This window comes from Limnohabitans sp. DCL3, from assembly GCF_048019295.1.
In the GTDB taxonomy this organism is placed as follows: Bacteria; Pseudomonadota; Gammaproteobacteria; order Burkholderiales; family Burkholderiaceae_C; genus Limnohabitans_A.
The window spans coordinates 753,129-773,558 of the sequence record NZ_CP171842.1 but is presented as its reverse complement, the minus strand read 5'-3'; the positions used below and the strand labels follow the sequence as shown (position 1 = coordinate 773,558).

Annotated in this window: 21 protein-coding genes; 11 read left to right on the top strand and 10 right to left on the bottom strand. The window is 59.6% G+C overall.

The features are described from left to right. Positions 1-12 precede the first annotated feature (12 nt). From leuD to accD, 9 genes are all read left to right on the top strand, one after another. Positions 13-666: a 3-isopropylmalate dehydratase small subunit gene (gene leuD / locus ACHEXK_RS03440; protein WP_416547976.1), complete on the top strand. Its 654-nt coding sequence runs from the start codon at positions 13-15 to the stop codon at positions 664-666. 17 nt (positions 667-683) lie between these two features. After that, on the top strand, positions 684-1,769 hold the full coding sequence (leuB, locus tag ACHEXK_RS03435; protein WP_416547975.1) for a 3-isopropylmalate dehydrogenase: 1,086 nt from the start codon (positions 684-686) through the stop codon (positions 1,767-1,769). Positions 1,770-2,019: 250 nt separating this feature from the next. Beyond that, positions 2,020-3,150 carry an aspartate-semialdehyde dehydrogenase gene (asd, locus tag ACHEXK_RS03430; protein WP_416547974.1) on the top strand — a complete coding sequence of 377 codons (1,131 nt, stop codon included), beginning with the start codon at positions 2,020-2,022 and terminating at the stop codon, positions 3,148-3,150. Between the two features lie 14 nt (positions 3,151-3,164). After that, a complete protein-coding gene (locus ACHEXK_RS03425; RefSeq protein ID WP_416547973.1) occupies positions 3,165-4,640 on the top strand; it encodes a FimV family protein in 1,476 nt (491 codons plus the stop codon). Continuing rightward, positions 4,637-5,422, top strand: a complete 786-nt coding sequence (truA, locus tag ACHEXK_RS03420; protein WP_416547972.1) for a tRNA pseudouridine(38-40) synthase TruA — start codon at positions 4,637-4,639, stop codon at positions 5,420-5,422. Before ACHEXK_RS03425 ends, truA begins: the two co-directional genes overlap by 4 nt. Further along, positions 5,419-6,126, top strand: coding sequence for a phosphoribosylanthranilate isomerase (locus ACHEXK_RS03415; RefSeq protein ID WP_416547971.1), 708 nt, complete (start codon positions 5,419-5,421; stop codon positions 6,124-6,126). The genes truA and ACHEXK_RS03415 overlap by 4 nt, the downstream gene beginning before the upstream one ends. An 83-nt stretch (positions 6,127-6,209) precedes the next feature. Further along, positions 6,210-7,493 carry a tryptophan synthase subunit beta gene (gene trpB, locus ACHEXK_RS03410; RefSeq protein ID WP_416547970.1) on the top strand — a complete coding sequence of 428 codons (1,284 nt, stop codon included), beginning with the start codon at positions 6,210-6,212 and terminating at the stop codon, positions 7,491-7,493. 8 nt (positions 7,494-7,501) lie between these two features. Next, the gene (gene trpA / locus ACHEXK_RS03405; RefSeq protein ID WP_416547969.1) at positions 7,502-8,311 is read left to right on the top strand and encodes a tryptophan synthase subunit alpha; all 810 of its coding nucleotides are present in this window, start codon (positions 7,502-7,504) and stop codon (positions 8,309-8,311) included. Positions 8,312-8,362: 51 nt separating this feature from the next. Then, positions 8,363-9,235: an acetyl-CoA carboxylase, carboxyltransferase subunit beta gene (gene accD / locus ACHEXK_RS03400; protein WP_416547968.1), complete on the top strand. Its 873-nt coding sequence runs from the start codon at positions 8,363-8,365 to the stop codon at positions 9,233-9,235. Positions 9,236-9,300: 65 nt separating this feature from the next. Here the strand turns inward: accD and ACHEXK_RS03395 are convergent, their stop codons facing one another. After that, complete coding sequence (locus tag ACHEXK_RS03395) at positions 9,301-9,849, bottom strand: YggT family protein (RefSeq protein ID WP_416547967.1); 549 nt, start codon at positions 9,847-9,849, stop codon at positions 9,301-9,303. 33 nt (positions 9,850-9,882) lie between these two features. Between ACHEXK_RS03395 and ACHEXK_RS03390 the strand changes: the two genes are divergently transcribed. Together ACHEXK_RS03390 and lysS are read left to right on the top strand one after the other, a co-directional pair. Next, the gene (locus tag ACHEXK_RS03390; protein ID WP_416547966.1) at positions 9,883-10,569 is read left to right on the top strand and encodes an LON peptidase substrate-binding domain-containing protein; all 687 of its coding nucleotides are present in this window, start codon (positions 9,883-9,885) and stop codon (positions 10,567-10,569) included. Positions 10,570-10,656: 87 nt separating this feature from the next. Further along, entirely contained in the window at positions 10,657-12,210 is a 1,554-nt protein-coding gene (gene lysS / locus ACHEXK_RS03385; RefSeq protein WP_416547965.1) for a lysine--tRNA ligase, read from the top strand. 49 nt (positions 12,211-12,259) lie between these two features. Here the strand turns inward: lysS and ACHEXK_RS03380 are convergent, their stop codons facing one another. The 9 genes from ACHEXK_RS03380 to lepA are packed head-to-tail and all read right to left on the bottom strand — an operon-like array spanning position 12,260 to position 20,178. After that, positions 12,260-12,595, bottom strand: a complete 336-nt coding sequence (locus ACHEXK_RS03380; protein ID WP_416547964.1) for a hypothetical protein — start codon at positions 12,593-12,595, stop codon at positions 12,260-12,262. Between the two features lie 18 nt (positions 12,596-12,613). Beyond that, positions 12,614-13,699, bottom strand: a complete 1,086-nt coding sequence (gene nagZ, locus ACHEXK_RS03375) for a beta-N-acetylhexosaminidase (protein ID WP_416547963.1) — start codon at positions 13,697-13,699, stop codon at positions 12,614-12,616. Positions 13,700-13,734: 35 nt separating this feature from the next. Then, on the bottom strand, positions 13,735-14,136 hold the full coding sequence (acpS, locus tag ACHEXK_RS03370; protein WP_416548846.1) for a holo-ACP synthase: 402 nt from the start codon (positions 14,134-14,136) through the stop codon (positions 13,735-13,737). After that, positions 14,133-14,882 (bottom strand): pyridoxine 5'-phosphate synthase, encoded by a 750-nt coding sequence (locus tag ACHEXK_RS03365; RefSeq protein WP_416547962.1) that lies wholly within the window; start codon positions 14,880-14,882, stop codon positions 14,133-14,135. Before ACHEXK_RS03365 ends, acpS begins: the two co-directional genes overlap by 4 nt. Then, the gene (gene recO / locus ACHEXK_RS03360) at positions 14,879-15,628 is read right to left on the bottom strand and encodes a DNA repair protein RecO (protein ID WP_416547961.1); all 750 of its coding nucleotides are present in this window, start codon (positions 15,626-15,628) and stop codon (positions 14,879-14,881) included. The genes ACHEXK_RS03365 and recO overlap by 4 nt, the downstream gene beginning before the upstream one ends. Positions 15,629-15,640: 12 nt before the next feature. After that, positions 15,641-16,696: a GTPase Era gene (gene era, locus ACHEXK_RS03355; RefSeq protein ID WP_416547960.1), complete on the bottom strand. Its 1,056-nt coding sequence runs from the start codon at positions 16,694-16,696 to the stop codon at positions 15,641-15,643. After that, positions 16,693-17,397, bottom strand: coding sequence for a ribonuclease III (gene rnc, locus ACHEXK_RS03350; protein WP_416547959.1), 705 nt, complete (start codon positions 17,395-17,397; stop codon positions 16,693-16,695). Before rnc ends, era begins: the two co-directional genes overlap by 4 nt. A gap of 7 nt (positions 17,398-17,404) precedes the next feature. Beyond that, positions 17,405-18,370 carry a signal peptidase I gene (gene lepB / locus ACHEXK_RS03345; protein WP_416547958.1) on the bottom strand — a complete coding sequence of 322 codons (966 nt, stop codon included), beginning with the start codon at positions 18,368-18,370 and terminating at the stop codon, positions 17,405-17,407. Beyond that, on the bottom strand, positions 18,370-20,178 hold the full coding sequence (lepA, locus tag ACHEXK_RS03340; RefSeq protein ID WP_416547957.1) for a translation elongation factor 4: 1,809 nt from the start codon (positions 20,176-20,178) through the stop codon (positions 18,370-18,372). The genes lepB and lepA overlap by 1 nt, the downstream gene beginning before the upstream one ends. Positions 20,179-20,430 lie beyond the last annotated feature (252 nt).

The window sequence follows — 20,430 nt, the reverse complement described above, 5'->3', positions numbered from 1 at the left end:
AGAAATCACAACATGCAGAAATTCACCCTCCTCAAAGGCCTGGTGGCCCCGATGGACCGCGCCAACGTGGACACCGACGCCATCATCCCCAAGCAGTTCCTCAAGTCGATCCGCAAAACCGGCTTTGGTCCCAATCTGTTCGACGAATGGCGTTACCTGGACGTGGGCTACCCCGGCCAGGACCCGGCCAGCCGCCAACCCAACCCGGACTTCGTGCTGAACCAGCCACGCTACCAAGGCGCATCGGTTCTGCTGGCCCGCAAGAACTTCGGCTGTGGCTCCTCGCGTGAGCACGCGCCTTGGGCCATCGACCAGTACGGCTTTCGCTGCGTGATCGCACCCAGCTTTGCCGACATCTTTTTCAACAACTGCTTCAAAAACGGCCTGCTGCCCATTGTGTTGCCCGAAGCCTTGGTGGCTCAACTGTTTGATGAAGTCGCCGCATTTCCGGGCTACCAACTCACCATCGACTTGGAACGTCAAGTGGTCGTGCGCCCCCAAGGCGAAGAAATTCCCTTTGAGGTGCAGGCATTCCGCAAATACTGCCTGCTCAACGGCCTGGACGACATTGGCCTGACCCTGCGCCACGCCGACAAAATCAAGGCCTTTGAAGCCGAACGCTTGGCCACCAAGCCTTGGTTGGCTCACACCGCCGTCAACGCCTAAAGAACTCTGGAACTTTCATGAAAATCGCAGTCCTCCCCGGTGATGGCATCGGCACCGAAATCGTCGCCGAAGCTGTCAAAGTCCTGAACACGCTCGACCTGAAGTTCGAGATGGAAACCGCCTTGGTCGGCGGTGCCGCTTACGACGCCTTGGGTCACCCACTGCCTGAGGCCACGCTCAAGCTGGCTATGGCGTCTGACGCCGTGCTGTTTGGTGCGGTGGGCGACTGGAAATACGACAAGCTCGACCGCCCCTTGCGCCCCGAGCAAGCGATTTTGGGCCTGCGCAAAAACATGGGCCTGTTCGCCAACTTCCGTCCTGCCATTTGCTACGAGCAACTGGTGGGCGCGTCCAGCCTCAAGCCCGAGTTGATCGCGGGCCTGGACATTCTGATCATCCGTGAGCTCACGGGCGACATTTACTTCGGCCAGCCACGTGGGCGCCGCATCGCCACCGATGGCCACTTCCCCGGCGCCGAAGAAGCCTTCGACACCATGCGCTATTCCAAGCCTGAGATCGAGCGCATCGCGCATGTGGCCTTCCAGGCCGCCCGCAAGCGCAAAGCCGCTGGCTTCGAGGGCCGAGTGACCAGCGTGGACAAAGCCAACGTGCTGGAGACGTTCCAGTTCTGGAAAGACGTGGTCACCGAAGTCGGCAAAGAGTACCCCGACATTGCGCTGGACCACATGTATGTGGACAACGCGGCCATGCAACTGGTCAAAGAGCCCAAACGCTTCGATGTGGTCGTCACCGGCAACATGTTTGGCGATATCCTGAGCGACGAAGCGTCCATGCTGACGGGCTCCATCGGCATGCTGCCCTCAGCCAGCTTGAACACGAAAAACCAGGGCCTGTACGAACCCAGCCACGGCAGCGCACCCGACATCGCCGGCAAAGGCATCGCCAACCCGCTGGCCACCATCTTGTCAGCGGCCATGATGCTGCGCTTCAGCCTGAACCAGCCCGAAGCTGCCGAGCGCATCGAAGCCGCCGTGCAAAAAGTGCTGGCCCAGGGCCTGCGTACCGGTGACATCTGGAGCGAAGGCACAACCAAAGTGGGTACCGCACAAATGGGCGATGCTGTGGTCAAAGCACTCGGCTGAGTACCCCAAGGATGCTGTCAGGAAGCACTCAGGCAGCATCCAGTACAATGTCGGCCATGTTCCACGTCCACCTGTTCACCCTGAACCTGATCACTGCCGCTGCAGTGGCTGTTGGTGCGCGTGCAACTTCCACAAAAACCACGACCATTAAGGGCTGATCCGGCCTGGTTCGTCGTGCGCCCCTCCCGGCCAGACGAGCCGGGCAAACAGTCTGGTCTGAAACTGTTTTAAAAACTGAAAGGGCGTTGAAATGAGCAAGTTAGTAGGTTTGGTCGGCTGGCGCGGCATGGTTGGCTCGGTTCTGATGGACCGCATGATTCAGGAAAAAGACTTTGACCTGATCGAGCCCTTGTTCTTCTCCACATCGAACGCGGGCGGCCAAGCGCCCTCAATGGCCAAGAACGAAACCACGCTGCAAGACGCTTTCAACATCGAGCAGCTCAAGCGCTGTGACATCATCATCACGGCCCAAGGTGGCGACTACACCTCCGAAGTCTTCCCCAAGTTGCGTGCTGCAGGCTGGAACGGCCATTGGATTGATGCAGCTTCGACCCTGCGCATGGAAAAAGACGCTGTGATCATCTTGGATCCTGTCAACATGCCCGTGATCAAGAACGCCTTGGCGCACGGCGGCAACAACTGGGTGGGCGGCAACTGCACCGTCTCGTGCATGCTGATGGGCGTGGGCGCGCTCTACAAAGCAGGTCTGGTCGAGTGGATGAGCACCCAAACTTACCAAGCCGCTTCCGGTGGTGGTGCACAACACATGCGCGAGCTGTTGACCCAGTACGGCACCCTGAATGCCGAAGTCAAAGCCCTGCTGGACGACCCCAAGAGCGCGATTCTGGAAATCGACCGCATGGTGGTGGCCAAGCAACGTGCGTTGACCACCGCTGAAACTGCCAACTTTGGCGTGCCACTGGGCGGCTCCTTGATCCCCTGGATCGACAAGGATTTGGGCAATGGCATGTCCAAAGAAGAGTGGAAAGGCATGGCCGAAACCAACAAGATTTTGGGGCTCGGCGAGGCATTCAACTCTGCGGCCATTCCTGTGGACGGTTTCTGCGTGCGTGTGGGCGCCATGCGCTGCCACAGCCAAGCGCTGACCTTCAAGCTCAAGAAAGACGTGCCCGTGGCCGACATCGAAGCCATGATCGCCGCGGACAATGAGTGGGTCAAAGTGGTGCCCAACACACGCGAAGCCACCATCAAGGACCTGACCCCTGTGGCCGTGACGGGCACCATGACCATCCCGGTGGGCCGTGTACGCAAGCTGGCCATGGGCCCTGAATACGTCGGTGCATTCACCATCGGTGACCAACTGCTGTGGGGCGCGGCCGAACCGCTGCGCCGCATGCTGCGCATCCTGTTGGACGCTTGATGCTTCATCAGCCAATGCATTCCCCCCCCGAAGTCCCTCAGGGACTTGGCCTGCGCCTTGGTTTGACTTTGGCCATGGCCATGGCCAGCCAGTCCGTCTTGGCTTTGACACTGGGTCAGGTTTCGGTGGAATCGCGCATTGGACAGCCGCTTCGGGCGTCGATTGAGATCACGCAATACAAGGTGGAAGACCTGCGCAGGCTCCAACTGCAGCAGGCCTCGGTGGCCAGCTACGAGCAGGCTAAAATGGTATTTCACCCGGCATTGACTGGCTTGCAAACCAGCCTGGAGTTTCGCGGTGATGGCAAGCCCTTCATCGCATTGACGGGGCAGACGCCGGTCAACGAGCACTTTATCGATGTGATCGTGGAGGCTCAATGGCCTGCTGGTCGCTTGGCCATGAATTACACCTTGCTGGTCTCGCCCGTAGGCGCCATCAGCCCAAACACCATCAAAGCCCCAAGTGAAGGGGATGTGGTGGCCCCCGTGGTCTCGCCACTGGCCTTGGCGGCGTTGGCCAACCCGGTCACGAATTCAGAAAACCAGCGCCCTGTCCTGGAAACCGTCCGGGTGCGGGCAGGTGACACCGCATCTCGCCTGATCCAGCGCGCCATGCCTGCGGGCGTCACGCTCGACCAAATGCTCATGGCCATGGTCAGAGCCAACCCGGAAGCCTTCATAGAAGGCAACGTGAACCTGTTGCGCGAAGGCGCTCAAGTTCAGCTGCCCAGCGCGCAAGAGGCCGCTCAGATTTCAGCCGAGGAAGCCAGGCAATCCGTGGTGGCACAAACTGTGGATTTTGTGGCTTATGCCCGTCGCTTGGCTCAATCGGCTTTCAAAGCACCGGACACGGCAAGTCGGGAGATGGACGGCAAAGTCAGCGCGGAGGTCCCCACACCAGCTCCGCAGTTGCCGGTCAAAGACACCTTGACGCTGAGCAAACGCGAGGCCGGAGGCGACTCCGACGAAGCCAGATTGGCCGTGGAAAGAGAAATTCAAGACAAAACCGAACAACTGGCAGCGCTCCAAAAAAACCTGGACACACTCAAGTCTTTATCGGCTTCCAGCCTGCCGATGGCCAATCAAGCACCGGCCAATGCCCGTGCTGACGTGCCGCCTTCAGCACCCAACTTGCCCTTTTCTGTCGGTACCACGCAGCCCTTATCTTTGTTGGAAAAAATCAGCCACAGCTCGGCCATCTGGGCCTGGGTTTTGGTGCTTTTCAGTGCCATGTTAGGCTGGGTATGGTGGGCCAGACGTCGCCCGTCTCAAGGCGGTGATTTGTTTGCTCAACATCCCGCCAAGGCATCTCCCGTTGAACCCAGCGCGGCGGTTTCAACGAAAGGCCCCCAAGAGGAGGGCCGCATCGAACCTGCGGCTTGGCCCTCTGGCTTGCCGCCTCAGTTTGCCCACATTGACCTGAACTTGACGCCCTCGCGTGAGCCCCGCTCTGCGCCTGAGGCGGACCCCACTGCAGGCCCGAAGACGTGAGAGTCGCCCTCGGTGTTGGCTATTTGGGCAGCGCCTACCAAGGTTGGCAAAGCCAAAGCACAGGCCAAACGGTGCAAGACAAACTCGAAAAAGCGCTGTCGAAGTTTGCCGATCTGCCTCGTGTCAGTACCTTGTGTGCAGGACGCACCGATGCCGGTGTGCACGGCCTCATGCAAGTTGTGCATTTCGACACCGAGCTCAACCGTGAACCCCAGTCCTGGGTGCGCGGCACCAACCGGTATCTGCCCTCCGACATTGCTGTTCAGTGGGCGCAAATCGTGCCCGACAGCTTCCACTGCCGCGCCAGCGCCACGGGTCGGCGCTATACCTATGTGTTGCTCGACTCCGCCGTACGCCCCAGCCTTGAGGCTGGCCGTGTCGGCTGGGTGTACCGGCCACTGGATGAAGCGCCCATGCGCCAAGCCAGCTTGCACTTGTTGGGTGAGCACGATTTCTCATCGTTCCGGGCCAGCAGCTGCCAGGCACTGTCGCCGGTCAAAACACTGCGGCACATCGAAATTGCCAAACGCGGAGCCTACTGGCGGTTTGAGTTTGAAGGCAATGCCTTTTTGCACCACATGATCCGCAACATCATGGGCTGCCTGGTGACCATCGGTCAGGGCAGCCAGACCCCCGACTGGATGCGTGAGGTCTTGCTGGCCAAAAGCCGCGAGGCTGCAGCCCCCACTTTTTCACCCGACGGCCTGTACTTTGCTGGCCCCATCTACAGTCCCGAATGGGGCCTGCCCGACACCACCCCTGCTTTTGATTGGTTGCCATGAACCAGCAGACCGCGCCTGCCCGCCCCGAACCTGCGCAACGCACCCGCATCAAAATGTGTGGCTTCACCCGCGAGACCGATGTGCGGTCGGCCTGCGCCGCTGGGGCCGACGCCATTGGTTTTGTACTCTACCCACCCAGTCCGCGCAGCGTGAGCATTGAACGCGCGGCCGAGCTGGCACGCCTGTTGCCGGCATTTGTGACGCCCGTACTGCTCTTCGTCAATGAGGCACCCGAGCGCATTGCGGCGGCTTGTGCGGCCGTGCCGGGGGCTTCGCTGCAGTTCCACGGTGACGAATCGGCCGATTTTTGCGCAGCCATGACGCAGCAGACGGGCCGACCCCACCTGAAAGCGGCCCGAATCCCCCTGTCGGAGGTCCATGACTTCGACTTGCTAGAATTTGCCCATACCCATCGCACAGCCCAAGCCCTCTTGCTCGACGCCCATGTCGACGGATACGGCGGGGGCGGAAAAACATTCCATTGGTCACAGCTGCCACCAAACGTCAATGCTCACCTCGTTTTGTCTGGTGGACTCACACCTGCAAACGTGGTCGATGGCATTCGGACACTGCGCACGCACGGTCTGTCTCTGGCTGTTGACGTGAGCTCCGGCATCGAAGCAGGCAAAGGACTCAAAGATGCCGAAAAAATGCGGCAATTTGTCCAGGCGGTGCGCACCGCGGACAACGACCATTCCACTTAAAGTATTTCAGGCGCTGACCCCAGAAACCTTTGCAGCGTTTTCCACTGCCAGCACCTGGCGGCGCCCCCATCAAGGTCCACACCATGTTTGATTACCAACAACCCGACGTCAAAGGCCATTTCGGCATCTATGGCGGCAGTTTCGTGAGCGAAACACTGACCCACGCCATCAACGAACTCAAAGCCGCTTACGCGCTCTATCAGCACGACCCGGCCTTCATCGCCGAGTTCAAATCCGAATTGGCGCACTTTGTGGGCCGCCCCTCGCCGGTGTACCACGCAGCCCGCATGAGCCGTGAAATGGGCGGGGCACAAATTTTCTTGAAGCGTGAGGACCTGAACCACACAGGCGCACACAAGATCAACAACACCATCGGCCAGGCCATGTTGGCCAAGCGCATGGGCAAGCCGCGCATCATCGCCGAGACCGGGGCGGGCCAGCACGGCGTGGCCACCGCCACCATCTGCGCCCGCTATGGCCTCGAATGCGTCGTTTACATGGGCTCAGAAGATGTCAAGCGTCAAAGCCCTAACGTTTACCGAATGAAACTGCTGGGCGCCACCGTGGTGCCGGTCGAATCGGGCAGTCGCACCCTCAAAGATGCGCTCAATGAAGCCATGCGCGACTGGGTGGCCAATGTGGACAACACCTTCTACATCATCGGCACCGTGGCCGGCCCACACCCCTACCCCATGATGGTGCGCGACTTCCAAAGCGTGATCGGCGAAGAGTGCCTCACGCAAATGCCTGAAATGTTCAAAGGCCTGCAAATGGCCGAGCAGCAGCCCGATGCAGTGATCGCCTGCGTGGGCGGCGGCAGCAATGCCATGGGCATTTTCTACCCCTACATTTCGCACGAGAACACCCGCCTGATCGGTGTGGAAGCCGCTGGCGAAGGCATGGATTCGGGCAAGCACTCGTGCTCGCTGCAACTGGGCAGCCCCGGCGTGCTGCACGGCAACCGCACTTACATTTTGCAAGACGAGAACGGTCAGATCACCGAAACCCACAGCGTGAGTGCAGGCCTGGATTACCCCGGCGTGGGCCCCGAGCACGCGTTCTTGAAGGACATCGGCCGCGCCGAGTACGTGGGCATCACCGACAAGGAGGCCCTCGAGGCCTTCCACTACCTGTGCCGCACCGAAGGCATTATTCCTGCACTGGAGTCGAGCCACGCCGTGGCCTACGCCATGAAGCTGGCCAAAACCATGCGCACCGACCAAAGCATTTTGATCAACATGTCGGGCCGCGGCGACAAAGACATCGGCACCGTGGCCGATTTGTCCAACGCCGACTTTTTCTGCCGCCCCAGCTGCCAAGGCCAGTCGGTCAAAGGTGGCGAGCAACCCGTGAATTTTGTGAAGTGAATGCCGACATGAGCCGCATCGATGCCACCCTCTCCGCCCTCAAAACCGAGCGCCGCAAAGCCCTGATCCCGTATGTCACAGCCGGTTTTCCGCAAGCGGGCACCACTGTGCCCTTGATGCACGCCATGGCCGCTGCCGGTGCCGACATCATCGAGCTGGGGGTGCCGTTTTCCGACCCCTCGGCAGACGGCCCTGTCATCCAAAAGGCGGGCGACAAAGCCCTGGCCCTAGGCATCGGCACCGTGCAGGTGCTGGCCATGGTGCGCGAATTCCGGCAGACCAACCAAGACACCCCGGTGGTGCTGATGGGCTACGCCAACCCGGTGGAGCGCTACGACCAAAAGCACGGTGCTGACAGCTTCATCCGCGACGCTTCAGCAGCGGGTGTGGATGGCGTGTTGATCGTGGACTACCCGCCCGAGGAATGCGTGGAATTTGCGGCCAAACTGCGCGCCCACAGCATGGACCTGATCTTTTTACTGGCCCCCACCAGCACGGACGAGCGCATGCAGCAGGTGGCCCAGGTGGCCAGCGGTTATGTGTACTACGTCTCGCTCAAGGGCGTGACGGGATCGGGCACGCTGGACACCGATGCGGTCGAAGCCATGCTGCCGCGCATCCGCCAACATGTGAGCGTCCCCGTCGGCGTGGGCTTTGGCATTCGCGATGCAGCCACGGCCAAAGCCATCAGCCGCGTGGCCGACGCGGTGGTGATCGGCTCGCGCCTGATCCAGCTGATCGATGCGGCCCCCGATACGCAAATCAACACTGTGGCCTCGGATTTTTTACGCGGCATCCGCCAAGCATTGGACGCCTGAAGAAGGCCAACGACGTTTCAACGATAATTCGGCGCACAAGGAGAACCTCTCATGAGTTGGCTTGAAAAACTGCTCCCCCCGAAAATCCAACACACCGACCCGGCCGATCGCCGCTCGGTCCCTGAAGGCCTGTGGGTCAAGTGCCCCAGCTGCGAAACGGTGCTGTACAAAACCGACTTGGAAGAAAACCACAACGTCTGCCCAGGCTGCTCGCACCACCTGCGCATTGGCGCCCGCGCACGCCTCAATGCTTTCCTCGATGGCGAAGGGCGCTATGAAATCGGGCAAGAAGTCGTCCCGGTGGATGCCCTGAAGTTCAAGGACAGCCGCAAATACCCAGAGCGCCTCAAAGAAGCCATGAACAACACCGGCGAAACTGACGCTCTGGTCGTCATGGGTGGTGCGGTGCTCAACATCCCCCTGGTCGTGGCGTGCTTCGAGTTCGACTTCATGGGTGGCTCCATGGGCTCTGTCGTGGGTGAGCGTTTTGTGCGCGGCGTAGAAACTGCGATGGCTCAAAAAGTGCCTTTCGTTTGCTTCACTGCCACAGGAGGCGCCCGCATGCAAGAAGGCCTGCTCTCGCTCATGCAAATGGCCAAAACCAACGCCGCACTGACCCGATTGGCCAAAAAAGGCCTGCCCTACATCAGCGTGCTGACCGACCCGACCATGGGTGGTGTGTCCGCTGGATTCGCCTTTTTGGGCGACGTCGTGATTGCCGAACCCAAAGCCCTGATCGGCTTTGCTGGCCCTCGGGTGATCGAAAGCACCGTGCGGGTGACCTTGCCCGAAGGCTTCCAGCGCGCAGAGTTCCTGCAAAGCAAAGGCGCAGTGGACTTCATCTGCGACCGCCGCGAACTGCGCAAAACCATCGCCAGCACCCTGGCCATGCTGCAGCGCCAGCCCGCTGATGCCGTGAGTTGATCTGCCCCCCCAACACCAAGGCCCTCTCCGGAGGGCCTTGGTGTTGGAGAGATCGTCAAAACAGTTCAGTACATCCAGCCCATTTGAAGTTGGGCCAGCACCATTCCCACCATTTGCAAAACCAGTAACAAGGCAATGGGCGACAAGTCCACCCCACCGATCAGGGGCACCCAACGCTGAAAAGGTTGGAGGAAGGGTTGGCTCAAGCGTGCCACCAGGCTGTACATGGGCGAGCCAGGGTTGACCCAAGACAACACGGCCAAAACCAGCACCAAAGCGCTCAGAGCGGACACCACCAACTGGGCCATGCCCACCAGACTCACCAGCGGCAGCAAGCCCAAAGCGCCACGTCCACCCGACACCAGCCACAGCAAACTGTACTGCAGCAGTTTGATGAGAAAAGCGCCCAGCAAGCTCGACAAGTCCCAAGACGACCACGGTGGAATGATCCGGCGCAGCGGCAACAGCAACCAATCTGTCACGGCAAACACAAACTGGCCCAGAGGCTGGTGAAACGACACGCGTTGCCACTGCATCAGAAAGCGCAGCAAACAGGCGCCTGCGACCAAGCCCGCCAGCACATCCAACACCAAGCTCACCATCTGGAACAACATCGATTTTTCTCCTGTTCGTGCGATGATACCCAGATGCCTGAACGCGATACGTCATCGTCCACCCCCTACAAGGAATGGCCCCTTTTCCCATTGGGTGCGGTGTTATTCCCAGGCGCCTTGCTGCCTTTGCAATTGTTTGAATTGCGTTATTTGCAAATGATTGGCGAGTGCGAGCGCCAAGGCACTGGTTTTGGCGTGGTCACGCTCACCCAGGGTCGTGAGGTGCACCGCCCCGGCGTAGCGGCTGAACGGTTTGAGCCGATGGGCACACGGGTGCAAATCGAGCGCATTGAGCGGCCGCAGCCAGGACGGGTCATGGTGTGGTGCCGTGGCGTGGAGAAGTTTTGCATCGAGGCCTCGCAGCAGCGCAGCGATGGCTTGTGGCTGGGGCATGTAGAAATGTTGCCACCTGAGCCCGCTGTGCAGGTGCCCGAAGACCTGCAACACCTGTCAGCGCAGATGCACGAAATACTGACCCAACTGAGCGCTCAACCCAGCGAGGTGCCGCCCTGGAACGAAGCGTGGCGTCTCCAAGACTGCAGTTGGTTGTCCTACCGCTGGGCCCAATTGCTGCCAGTGCCGCTGCAGATGAAATACCAACTTTTTGCTTTGCAAGAACCCTTGATGCGCTTGGAATTGGTAGGCGATCTGGTAGCGCCAGCCCCATCGGCCCCAAAGAACCCGCCCAAGCCCGGCCAACGCCCCTCAGCAAACTCTTAAAATAGAAGGCTTTGCGCCTTGGCGCAGTACCCGCCTCTGCAACCCCGGTTCGGTTGCGCCCTGCAACCAACCCAACCACCGCCCGCCATGTCCGACACGAACGCCAACGTCCAAGCCGCACCAGCCCCTCAAGATGAAAACCAGCTGATCGCCGAGCGCCGAGAGAAGCTCAAAGCCATGCGCCAAGCGCAAGCCGACGGCAAAGGCGTGGCCTTTCCCAACGACTTCAAGCCCGAACACCATGCGGCCAACCTGCACCAAGCGCATGGCGAAAAGGCGGCCGAAGAGCTCAACGGTGAAGGCGTGGCCAAAACCACCGCCAAAGTCGCGGGCCGCATGATGCTCAAGCGCGTCATGGGCAAGGCCAGCTTTGCCACGTTGCAAGACGCCACAGGCCGCATCCAGGTCTATGTGACGCGCGACGACGTGGGCGAAGATCTGTACGCGCTGTTCAAACACTGGGACTTGGGTGACATTGTCGGTGTCGAAGGCCATTTGTTCAAAACCCGCACGGGCGAATTGTCGATCCACGCCACCTCGATCCGCATGCTGACCAAAAGCCTGCGCCCCATGCCCGACAAATTCCACGGCGTGGCCGACCAGGAAGTCAAATACCGCCAGCGTTATGTGGACCTGATGACCGACGAAGCCGCCCGCAAGCGCTTCATGGCCCGCAGCAAAGCTGTGAGCGGCATCCGCGAGTTCATGGTCAAGCACGGTTTCCTCGAAGTCGAGACGCCCATGCTGCACCCCATTCCCGGTGGCGCCAACGCCAAGCCTTTTGTGACGCACCACAACGCGCTCGAACAAGAGATGTTCTTGCGCATCGCACCCGAGCTGTACCTCAAGCGATTGCTGGTGGGCGGCTTTGAGCGCGTGTTCGAGATCAACCGCAACTTCCGCAACGAAGGCATTTCGGTGCGCCACAACCCCGAATTCACCATGATGGAGTTCTACGCGGCGTACTGGAATTACCAAGACCTGATGGGTTTCACAGAAAGCCTGATCCGCGACGCGGCCATGACCGCTGCGGGCACCTTGGACCTGAGCTACAACGGCAAACCCGTGGACCTGAACAAGCCATTCGCCCGCATGACCATCCGCGAAGCCATCGTCAAACACACCGAAGCGGGTGACAACGTGGACAACGCCGAGTGGCTGATCAACGCCCTGAAAAAGCTGGGCATGAACGAAGAAAAGAACAAGCTGTCCACCCGCAGCTTGGCCAGCTTGCAGGTGTTCTATTTCGAAGAAACCGTGGAAGACAAGCTCTGGGAGCCGACCTTCATCATGGAGCACCCCACAGAAATTTCACCCCTGGCCCGTGCCAACGACACGCGTCCCGAAGTGACCGAACGCTTTGAGCTCTACATCACGGGCCGCGAGTTTGGCAACGGCTTTTCCGAGTTGAACGACGCCGAAGACCAGGCTGCACGCTTTCATGCCCAAGTGGCGGCCAAAGACGATGGCGACGACGAAGCCATGTACTACGACCACGACTTTGTGCGTGCGCTCGAATACGGCATGCCGCCTGCGGGCGGCTGCGGCATCGGCATTGACCGCTTGATGATGCTGCTGACCGACAGTGCCAGCATCCGAGACGTGATCCTCTTTCCTGCCCTGCGACACGTTCAGGAGTGAACAACAAACCCAGCCAAAGCTGGTTTTGTTGTTGCCGGAAAAAGCCCCGTCACAGCGGCTTGCTGGGTGGCAAGCGCGGCGCGTCTTCCACCACTTCCCGCACCTCCACATCCACCACATGGTCATCGTTGGAGGTGGCGTGGGGGCTTTTTGATGCATCAAAACCGTAGGAAGTTCGGGCGCGAAAACCGCCTTGCCTGAAGTTCTGACGCAGGGTACTGAACTGGTTCCAGACCATCACCACTTGCGGCTTGCGGCCTGTGAGTAGCCAGCGCACGGTCGCGAAGGCCATGTACAGGCCCAGTGCCGCCAAGATAGCGGCCAGAAATGCGAGCCCAAAAAGCCCTGCGAGAAGGCCCACCACGATGCGCATCAGCGAGTTCATTGCTGCGTCCTGTTCAGTTTAAGGCAGGCGGTCCAGGGCCTGCATGTAGTCGGCCGAGCACACCAGCTCGTCCCAAGGGCGGGCGGAGGATCGGGGCAAAAGGTTCAAGCGCCGTTCTTCGCTGATCTCGCTGGGTCGCCACTGGCCCTTGAGCTGGGCCTCGGCCAGCTGGTCCAGCACGGCATCGAGCTCAGCACCCTCGTTCACTGCCGAGCGGTTGCACAGCAAGGCCAAGTCGCAGCCCGCGTGCAACGCGGTGATCACCGCTTCGCTGTAGCTCAGTGTGCGGCCATCCATCTGGCGGGCGGCCGCCATCGACAGGTCGTCCGTACAGACCACGCCCTGAAAGCCCAATCGGGCCCGCAAGATGTCTTGCAGCCAGCGGGGTGAAAAGCCTGCCGGGCGGCTGTCGACCTTGCTGTAGATGACATGGGCGGGCATGACGGCGGTGAGCACGCTGGTGAGCCAACGGTAAGGCTGCGCGTCGTCAGCCAAGATGGTTTTGAGGCTACGCCGGTCCACGGGCAAAGCCACATGCGAATCGGCCTTGACCGCGCCGTGCCCTGGGAAATGCTTGCCACAATTGCCCATACCCGCTTGCAGCAGGCCTTGCATCAGGCTACGTGCCAAAAGGCTGACGACACGTGGGTCGCGGGCAAAAGCGCGGTCGCCGATCACGCCACTCTCGCCGTGATCCAGATCCAAAACAGGCGTGAAACTGAAGTCCACCCCGCAAGCGCGCAGTTCGCTGGCCAACACAAAGCCGGCCGAGGTGGCCGCCTCGCAGGCCTTGAGCACGCCCGAGCCAGGTTGCCCCTTGTCGTCCTGCCCCCAAAGCTCGCCCAGGGCGCGCATGCTTGGCAAATGGGTGAAGCCGTCGTTGCGAAACCGCTGCACGCGCCCGCCTTCGTGGTCCACCGCGATCAAGAGGTCGGGTCGCAAGCTCTTGATGTCGGCACACAGCTCGCTCAGCTGCGCACGGCTGTGCCAATTGCGTCCAAACAAAATCATGCCGCCCACGAGCGGATGCGCCAAGCGAAGGCGGTCCACTGGGGTCAAGGTGGTGCCGGCAATGTCAATGATCAGGGGGGCGTGGAAGCTCATGCTTGTCTCAACAGTTCAGGGTGAACAAAAGTCATTCAAGGGCCTGCGTGCGACTCGACCACACAAAAACTGGCGGCGTATTCAGACTCGTCGGTCACGGTGATGTGGGCATTCAGGCCCTTGGCTTCAAACCATGCCTTGAGTTCACCGTGCAGCACGATGACGGGCTGACCGCTGGGCAGTTTGTCAATTTCGCACAAGCGCCAAGTCATGGGCATGCGCATGCCCAGACCGATGGCCTTGCTGAAGGCCTCTTTGGCAGAAAAGCGGGTGGCGAGATACCGCACACCCCGCTCGGGCCAGCGGGCACTGCGGGCTTTCCAGGTGCCCATCTCAGCATCGCTCAAGACTTTGGCGGCAAAGCGCTCGCCGTGCCGCTCCAAGCTTGCCCGAATGCGGCGAATGTCGCAGATGTCGGTGCCGATGCCGTAGATCATTTTTTCAAACAAGCCAGGTAAGCCTGCACCGTGGCCGCGTAGCCCAACTCCAAGGCGTCGGCCATGAAGGCGTGTCCAATCGAGACCTCTTCAAGGCCATTGACGGCTGCAACGAAGGCGGGCAAGTTGTCACGGTTGAGGTCGTGGCCTGCGTTCAGGCCGAGCCCCGCCTGCAGCGCGGCCTCGGCCGCATCGGCATAACGCTGCAACTGGGCGGCATGGTCTGGCGTACCCCAGCTCGCAGCATAGGGCTCGGTGTACAGCTCCACCCGGTCGGCGCCCACGGCGCGTGCGGCGGCCATTTGTTCGGGGATCGGGTCCATGAACAGGCTCACCCGTACGCCGAGGGACTTGCACTCGTCAATCAACGGTTTGAGGCGCTCGGCATCTTGCGGAAAGGTCCAGCCGTGGTCGCTGGTGAACTGGCCTTCGCTGTCGGGCACAAAAGTCACTTGATGCGGGCGCACGGCCCTCACGTGGTCCATCAGGTTGTGGAAGGGGTTGCCTTCTATGTTGAATTCGCGCTCGGGCCAGGCCTTCATCAACGCGGTCAACTCGGGCACATCGCTCGCGCGGATGTGTCGCTCATCGGGTCGGGGGTGGATGGTGATGCCGTTCGCGCCCGCTTGCAGGCACTGCTCGGCTGCCCTCGTGACACTGGGAATGCCCAAGTGGCGCGAATTGCGCAACAGCGCGACTTTGTTGACGTTGACCGACAAGGCCACGCTGGGGTTGGAATGGGTCATAGGGTTTGCAGGTCGAGCATCATTTGGCGGGTGCGTAAAGCACCGACACCGCAATGGTAGTTGAGCATCAGGCGCAAGGGTCTTTGCAGCTGCACCAAAAGGTCGGCGCAATCGCGCAACAAAGCTGCCATGGGACGGGAAGAATCCAGTGCTTTTTGGATCGATTGCCACTGCTCGCCCCGCAATGCGTGGCGTGGGTCATCGCTCACCCACTGCAACCCCGCTTCAGGCACCAGGGCATAACTGTCCATGGGTGACAAAGGCTTGAGCGTCAGGGTTTGCAGATTCAGGGCAGGCAGCAAGCCCATCTCCTTGAGCAGCAACAACTCAAAGCCACGCAAAGCCCATTGCAGTGCGTCCGGGTCGCCGCTGGCCAGCAAGCGCACGGTGGCGGCATAGACTTCAAACAAATCAGGGTGCGGATCGTCTCGGGCCGTCAGTCGCATCAGCAACTCGTTGATGTAATAACCCGACAGCAATGCTTCGCCCGTGGGCATGACGTGCCCGCCCACCCATTCGGCCGATTTGAGGGTACGGATGTCGCCCTCGCCACCAAACCCCAACGACAAAGGCTGCAGCGGCAACAGCACCGGACGAAAACTGGACGTGGGCCGCTTGGCCCCTTTGGCCACCAAAGCCACCCGACCATGATGCCGAGTGAACACCTCAAGAATCAGGCTGGTTTCGCTCCAGTCGTAGCGGTGCAGCACATAGGCTGGCTCGTCTGCGATCCGCTTGGAAGCCATGAGCGCAGTGGCTTACTCGTAGCCGAAGCTGCGCACGCGGGCTTCGTCGTCGGCCCAGCCCGAACGCACTTTGACCCACAGCTCAATGAACACCTTGGCGTCCAGCAGTTTTTCCAACTCAACCCGGGTCTCGGTACCAATGCGCTTGAGTTTTTCGCCCTTGTCACCGATCACCATGGCCTTGTGCCCTTCGCGCTCGACCACAATGGTGGCCGCAATGCGCAGCATGCGCTTGGAGGTGCGCCCGGCTTCTTCTTCAAATTGATCGATCACCACCGTGGAGGTGTAGGGCAGCTCGTCACCCGTGAGGCGAAAAAGTTTTTCGCGCACCATCTCGCTGGCCAAAAATTTTTCACTGCGATCGGTGAGTTCGTCTTCGGCATGCCACCAGGCCTGCTCGGGCAGGTATTTTTCGCAAATGACCAGAAGACGTTCGATGTCTTTGGGCTGCTTGGCGGACATGGGGACAAATTCGGTGAAAGCGTGACGCTCGTGCATGCTTTGCAGCCAAGGCGCGATGTCGCCACGGCGGTGCACGTTGTCGAGTTTGTTGGCCACCAGCAAAACCGGGATACCGGGCTTGAGCAGGGCCAGCACTTTGGCGTCGGCCGTGGTGAAGCTGCCCGCTTCGACCACAAACAACACCAGGTCCACATCACTGACAGCGCCGACCACGGTCTTGTTGAGCGACTTGTTGAGCGCGGTGCCGTGGATGGTCTGGAAGCCGGGCGTGTCCACAAACACATACTGGGCTGCGCCCTGGGTGCGGATGCCTGTGATGCGGTGGCGCGTGGTTTGGGCTTTGCGCGAGGTGATGCTGATTTTTTGGCCGACCAAGGCATTGAGCAAGGTGGACTTGCCCACGTTGGGCTTTCCCACAATGGCCACCAAGCCACAGCGTTGACCCGCTACAGGTGCAGGCGCGACTGCGGCAGCGACCGGGGGCAATGCGGCATCTTCTGACGCATCACGGGGCTGGATGGTCACACCCGCGATTTGCACAGGGCGACGCATGGTTTGCTCTTGAGCGGTACGCTCCGAAACTTTGGATTTCTTGTCGGTGCTCATGCGGCGCTTTCGGATTTCAAGGAGAGCAGCATGGCGGCAGCCGCTGCTTGTTCGGCAGCGCGACGCGATGCGCCCGAGCCTTGTTGGGTTTGGCGCAATTCGGTCACTTCACAAGAGACCTCGAATTGTTGGCGGTGCGCCGCGCCGGACGTGCCGACCACGGTGTATTTGGGCAGCGCGAGCTTGCGCCCTTGCAGCCACTCTTGCAGCTCGGTCTTGGGGTCTTTGCCCACGGCCTGCATATCGGGTTTGATGTGAACCTTGGCAAACAGCCGCTCGACCAAGGCTTGGGCAGCGGGGTAACCACCATCCAGGTAAACCGCGCCAATGATGGCTTCAACCATGTCCGCCAAAATCGAGGGACGGCCCTGCCCACCCGAACGCATCTCACCTTCACCCAAGCGCATGACCACAGACACGTCCAGTGTTTTGGCCAATTGATGCAGGGTGTCTTGCTTGACCAAATTGGCCCGAACGCGTGACAAATCACCTTCGGGCATATCGGCCAATTGGGTGAACAGCAAGTGCGAGACAGCCAGGTTGAGCACCGAATCGCCCAAAAACTCCAAGCGTTCGTAGTGATCAGCGCTGAAACTGCGGTGCGTCAGTGCCTGCTGCAGCAAATTTTGCTGGGCAAATGCATAACCGAGGCGAATTTGCAACTCAGACAAACCGGTGGAAACAGCACTGCTAGTGGCCACGCGCACCTCAATCAAAAGAGCCGATGCGCTGGAGATTACCGAAATTCATCCAGACAAAAAATGCCTTGCCCACGATGTTGGCGTCCGGCACAAAACCAAAATAGCGTGAATCCAAAGAATTGTCGCGGTTATCGCCCATCATGAAGTAGTGGCCGGCCGGCACTTTGCACGTGACACCTTCAACGGTGTAGTTGCAGTTTTCGCGACCGGGAAAGGGATCCGCTCCAGGCACAAAGGCGGGACGGTCATCGTCTTGCAGCGTTTGGTGCGGCTGGGCTCCCAGGGTTTCACGGCGGTGCTTGTGGTAGCGCATCGTGGACTCGTCAAAAAAGTCGGGCAGCACTTCACTGGGCACGGGCTTGCCGTTGATGGTCAGGCTCTTGTTCAAGTAAGCCACCTCATCCCCGGGCAAACCCACCACCCGCTTGATGTAGTCCACACTGGGTTTGGGCGGATAACGGAACACCATCACATCGCCACGTTGCACAGGTGTGCCCGCTGTGAGTTTGGTGTTGGCCACCGGCAAACGGACACCATAGTGGAACTTGTTCACCAAAATCAGGTCGCCAATGTGCAGCGTTGGGATCATGGAGCCCGAGGGAATTTTGAAAGGCTCGAACAAGAACGAGCGCAGCACAAACACCACCAAAATCACAGGGAACAAGCCTGCTGTCCAGTCCAGCCACCAGGGTTGCATGAGCAGCTTTTCGCGGCTTTCACGGATGTCGGTGTCCACCTTGTCGATGCCCATTTTGGCCAATTCGGCACGGCGCTGGACGGTTTCGGCTTCGAGCTGCGCCACCGCTTGTTGGCGCTGAGGCAAAAACACGAAGCGCTCGGCCAGCCAATAAATGCCCGTGACCACGGTGGCCAATAGCAGGAGGAGTGCAAAGTTACCCTCGAGGTAGCCCAGGTACCAAGCACCGGCATAGCCGACGAATGCGGCCAACACCAAAGACGTTAAAAACTGCATCAATCTTCCACCTGCAAAATCGCCAAAAACGCCTCTTGAGGCACCTCGACCGAACCAATTTGTTTCATGCGCTTTTTACCGGCCTTTTGTTTTTCAAGCAGTTTACGCTTGCGCGAAATGTCACCACCGTAGCACTTGGCCAGCACGTTTTTGCGCAAAGCTTTGATGCTCTCGCGAGCGATGATGTTGGCACCAATGGCGGCCTGAATCGCGACATCGAACATTTGCCGGGAAATGATCTCTCGCATCTTGGCCACCACCGCACGACCCCTGTACTGCGACTGAGAGCGGTGCACGATGATGGACAAAGCGTCAACTTTTTCGCCATTGAGCAAAATGTCCACCTTCACCACATCCGAGGCACGAAACTCCTTGAACTCGTAGTCCATCGAAGCATACCCTCGGCTGACCGATTTGAGTTTGTCAAAAAAGTCCAGCACGATCTCGCCCAGTGGCATCTCATAGGTCAGCATGACCTGTCGGCCGTGGTAGGCCATGTTCATCTGCACACCGCGTTTTTGGTTGGCCAGCGTCATGACGGGGCCCACATAGTCTTGCGGCATGTACAAATGCACGGTCACGATGGGCTCGCGGATTTCTTGCAGTTTGCCTTGATCGGGCATCTTGGAGGGGTTTTCCACCATGATGACTTCACCGCCGGGCTGTACCACTTGATAAACCACACTGGGCGCTGTGGTGATCAAGTCTTGGTCGAACTCGCGCTCCAAACGCTCTTGCACAATTTCCATGTGCAACAAACCCAAAAAGCCACAGCGGAAACCAAAGCCCAGCGCTTGCGAGACTTCAGGTTCGTAATGCAATGACGCGTCATTGAGCTTGAGCTTTTCCAGCGCATCGCGCAGGCCATCGTATTGGTTGGCTTCTGTCGGGTACAGACCCGCAAACACCTGGGGTTGGATTTCCTTGAAGCCAGGCAAAGCTTCGCCAGCAGGGCCTGCATTGTTGGGCAGCTTTTTCTCCAACGTGACGGTATCGCCCACCTTGGCCGCTTGCAACTCCTTGATGCCGGCAATGATGTACCCCACCTCGCCCGCCTTGAGCATTTCCCGGGGTTGGTTGGCAGGTGTGAACACCCCCAAGCTGCCCGCTTCGTAGACCGCATTGCTGGCCATCATGCGGATGCGCTCATTTTTGAGCAACTGGCCATCGACCACGCGCACCAGCATGACCACGCCCACATAACTGTCGAACCAGCTGTCGATGATCATGGCGCGTAGCGGTGCATCAGGGTTGCCTTTGGGCGGTGGAATGCGGGCCACCACGGCCTCGAGGATCTCCTCAATCCCCATGCCAGTTTTGGCCGAGCAAGGGATCGCATCGGTCGCATCGATGCCGATCACGTCCTCCACTTCGGCTCTGGCGTTGTCTGGGTCTGCGTTGGGCAGATCCATCTTGTTGAGCACCGGCACCACTTCCACACCCAAGTCGAGTGCGGTGTAGCAATTGGCGACGGTCTGCGCTTCCACACCTTGGCTGGCGTCCACCACCAGCAAGGCCCCTTCGCACGCCGACAAAGATCGCGAGACTTCATACGAGAAGTCCACATGGCCAGGCGTATCAATCAGGTTGAGGTTGTAGACCTGCCCATCTTGGGCCTTGTAATGCAACGCGGCCGTCTGCGCCTTGATGGTGATGCCACGCTCTTTCTCGATGTCCATCGAGTCGAGCACCTGGGCTTCCATGTCGCGCGCTTCGAGACCACCGCAGCGTTGAATCAAACGATCGGCCAGCGTCGATTTGCCGTGGTCAATGTGGGCGATGATCGAAAAATTTCTGATGTGGTTCATCAAGGACGGTCTGCAAATATGTGTGGATCAAGGATCCGAAAAAGAAAAAAGGGCGCGTCTGGTGGTGACGCGCCCTGAACCAACAATCTTTGGCAACTGCGATGGTTGGGCTTTCATTGTAGGCAAATTGGCCCACATGCACAGCCTTCCAAACAGCTTGGGCAAGTCGTTGCAGGAGTACAACACCCATTTTATCCACATGTTACACACAGGCCTAACGGCATCATGCTGAACAACTTGTGAGCCAACTGT

Excerpts from the sequence above, each read along its gene's own strand:
- leuD (WP_416547976.1), top strand. The coding sequence starts at position 13 with ATGCAGAAATTCACCCTCCTCAAAGGCCTGGTGGCCCCGATGGACCGC.
- leuB (WP_416547975.1), top strand. The coding sequence starts at position 684 with ATGAAAATCGCAGTCCTCCCCGGTGATGGCATCGGCACCGAAATCGTC.
- asd (WP_416547974.1), top strand. The coding sequence starts at position 2,020 with ATGAGCAAGTTAGTAGGTTTGGTCGGCTGGCGCGGCATGGTTGGCTCG.
- ACHEXK_RS03425 (WP_416547973.1), top strand. The coding sequence starts at position 3,165 with ATGCATTCCCCCCCCGAAGTCCCTCAGGGACTTGGCCTGCGCCTTGGT.
- ACHEXK_RS03415 (WP_416547971.1), top strand. The coding sequence starts at position 5,419 with ATGAACCAGCAGACCGCGCCTGCCCGCCCCGAACCTGCGCAACGCACC.
- trpB (WP_416547970.1), top strand. The coding sequence starts at position 6,210 with ATGTTTGATTACCAACAACCCGACGTCAAAGGCCATTTCGGCATCTAT.
- trpA (WP_416547969.1), top strand. The coding sequence starts at position 7,502 with ATGAGCCGCATCGATGCCACCCTCTCCGCCCTCAAAACCGAGCGCCGC.
- accD (WP_416547968.1), top strand. The coding sequence starts at position 8,363 with ATGAGTTGGCTTGAAAAACTGCTCCCCCCGAAAATCCAACACACCGAC.
- ACHEXK_RS03395 (WP_416547967.1), bottom strand. The coding sequence starts at position 9,849 with ATGTTGTTCCAGATGGTGAGCTTGGTGTTGGATGTGCTGGCGGGCTTG.
- ACHEXK_RS03390 (WP_416547966.1), top strand. The coding sequence starts at position 9,883 with ATGCCTGAACGCGATACGTCATCGTCCACCCCCTACAAGGAATGGCCC.
- lysS (WP_416547965.1), top strand. The coding sequence starts at position 10,657 with ATGTCCGACACGAACGCCAACGTCCAAGCCGCACCAGCCCCTCAAGAT.
- ACHEXK_RS03380 (WP_416547964.1), bottom strand. The coding sequence starts at position 12,595 with ATGAACTCGCTGATGCGCATCGTGGTGGGCCTTCTCGCAGGGCTTTTT.
- nagZ (WP_416547963.1), bottom strand. The coding sequence starts at position 13,699 with ATGAGCTTCCACGCCCCCCTGATCATTGACATTGCCGGCACCACCTTG.
- acpS (WP_416548846.1), bottom strand. The coding sequence starts at position 14,136 with ATGATCTACGGCATCGGCACCGACATCTGCGACATTCGCCGCATTCGG.
- ACHEXK_RS03365 (WP_416547962.1), bottom strand. The coding sequence starts at position 14,882 with ATGACCCATTCCAACCCCAGCGTGGCCTTGTCGGTCAACGTCAACAAA.
- recO (WP_416547961.1), bottom strand. The coding sequence starts at position 15,628 with ATGGCTTCCAAGCGGATCGCAGACGAGCCAGCCTATGTGCTGCACCGC.
- era (WP_416547960.1), bottom strand. The coding sequence starts at position 16,696 with ATGAGCACCGACAAGAAATCCAAAGTTTCGGAGCGTACCGCTCAAGAG.
- lepB (WP_416547958.1), bottom strand. The coding sequence starts at position 18,370 with ATGCAGTTTTTAACGTCTTTGGTGTTGGCCGCATTCGTCGGCTATGCC.
- lepA (WP_416547957.1), bottom strand. The coding sequence starts at position 20,178 with ATGAACCACATCAGAAATTTTTCGATCATCGCCCACATTGACCACGGC.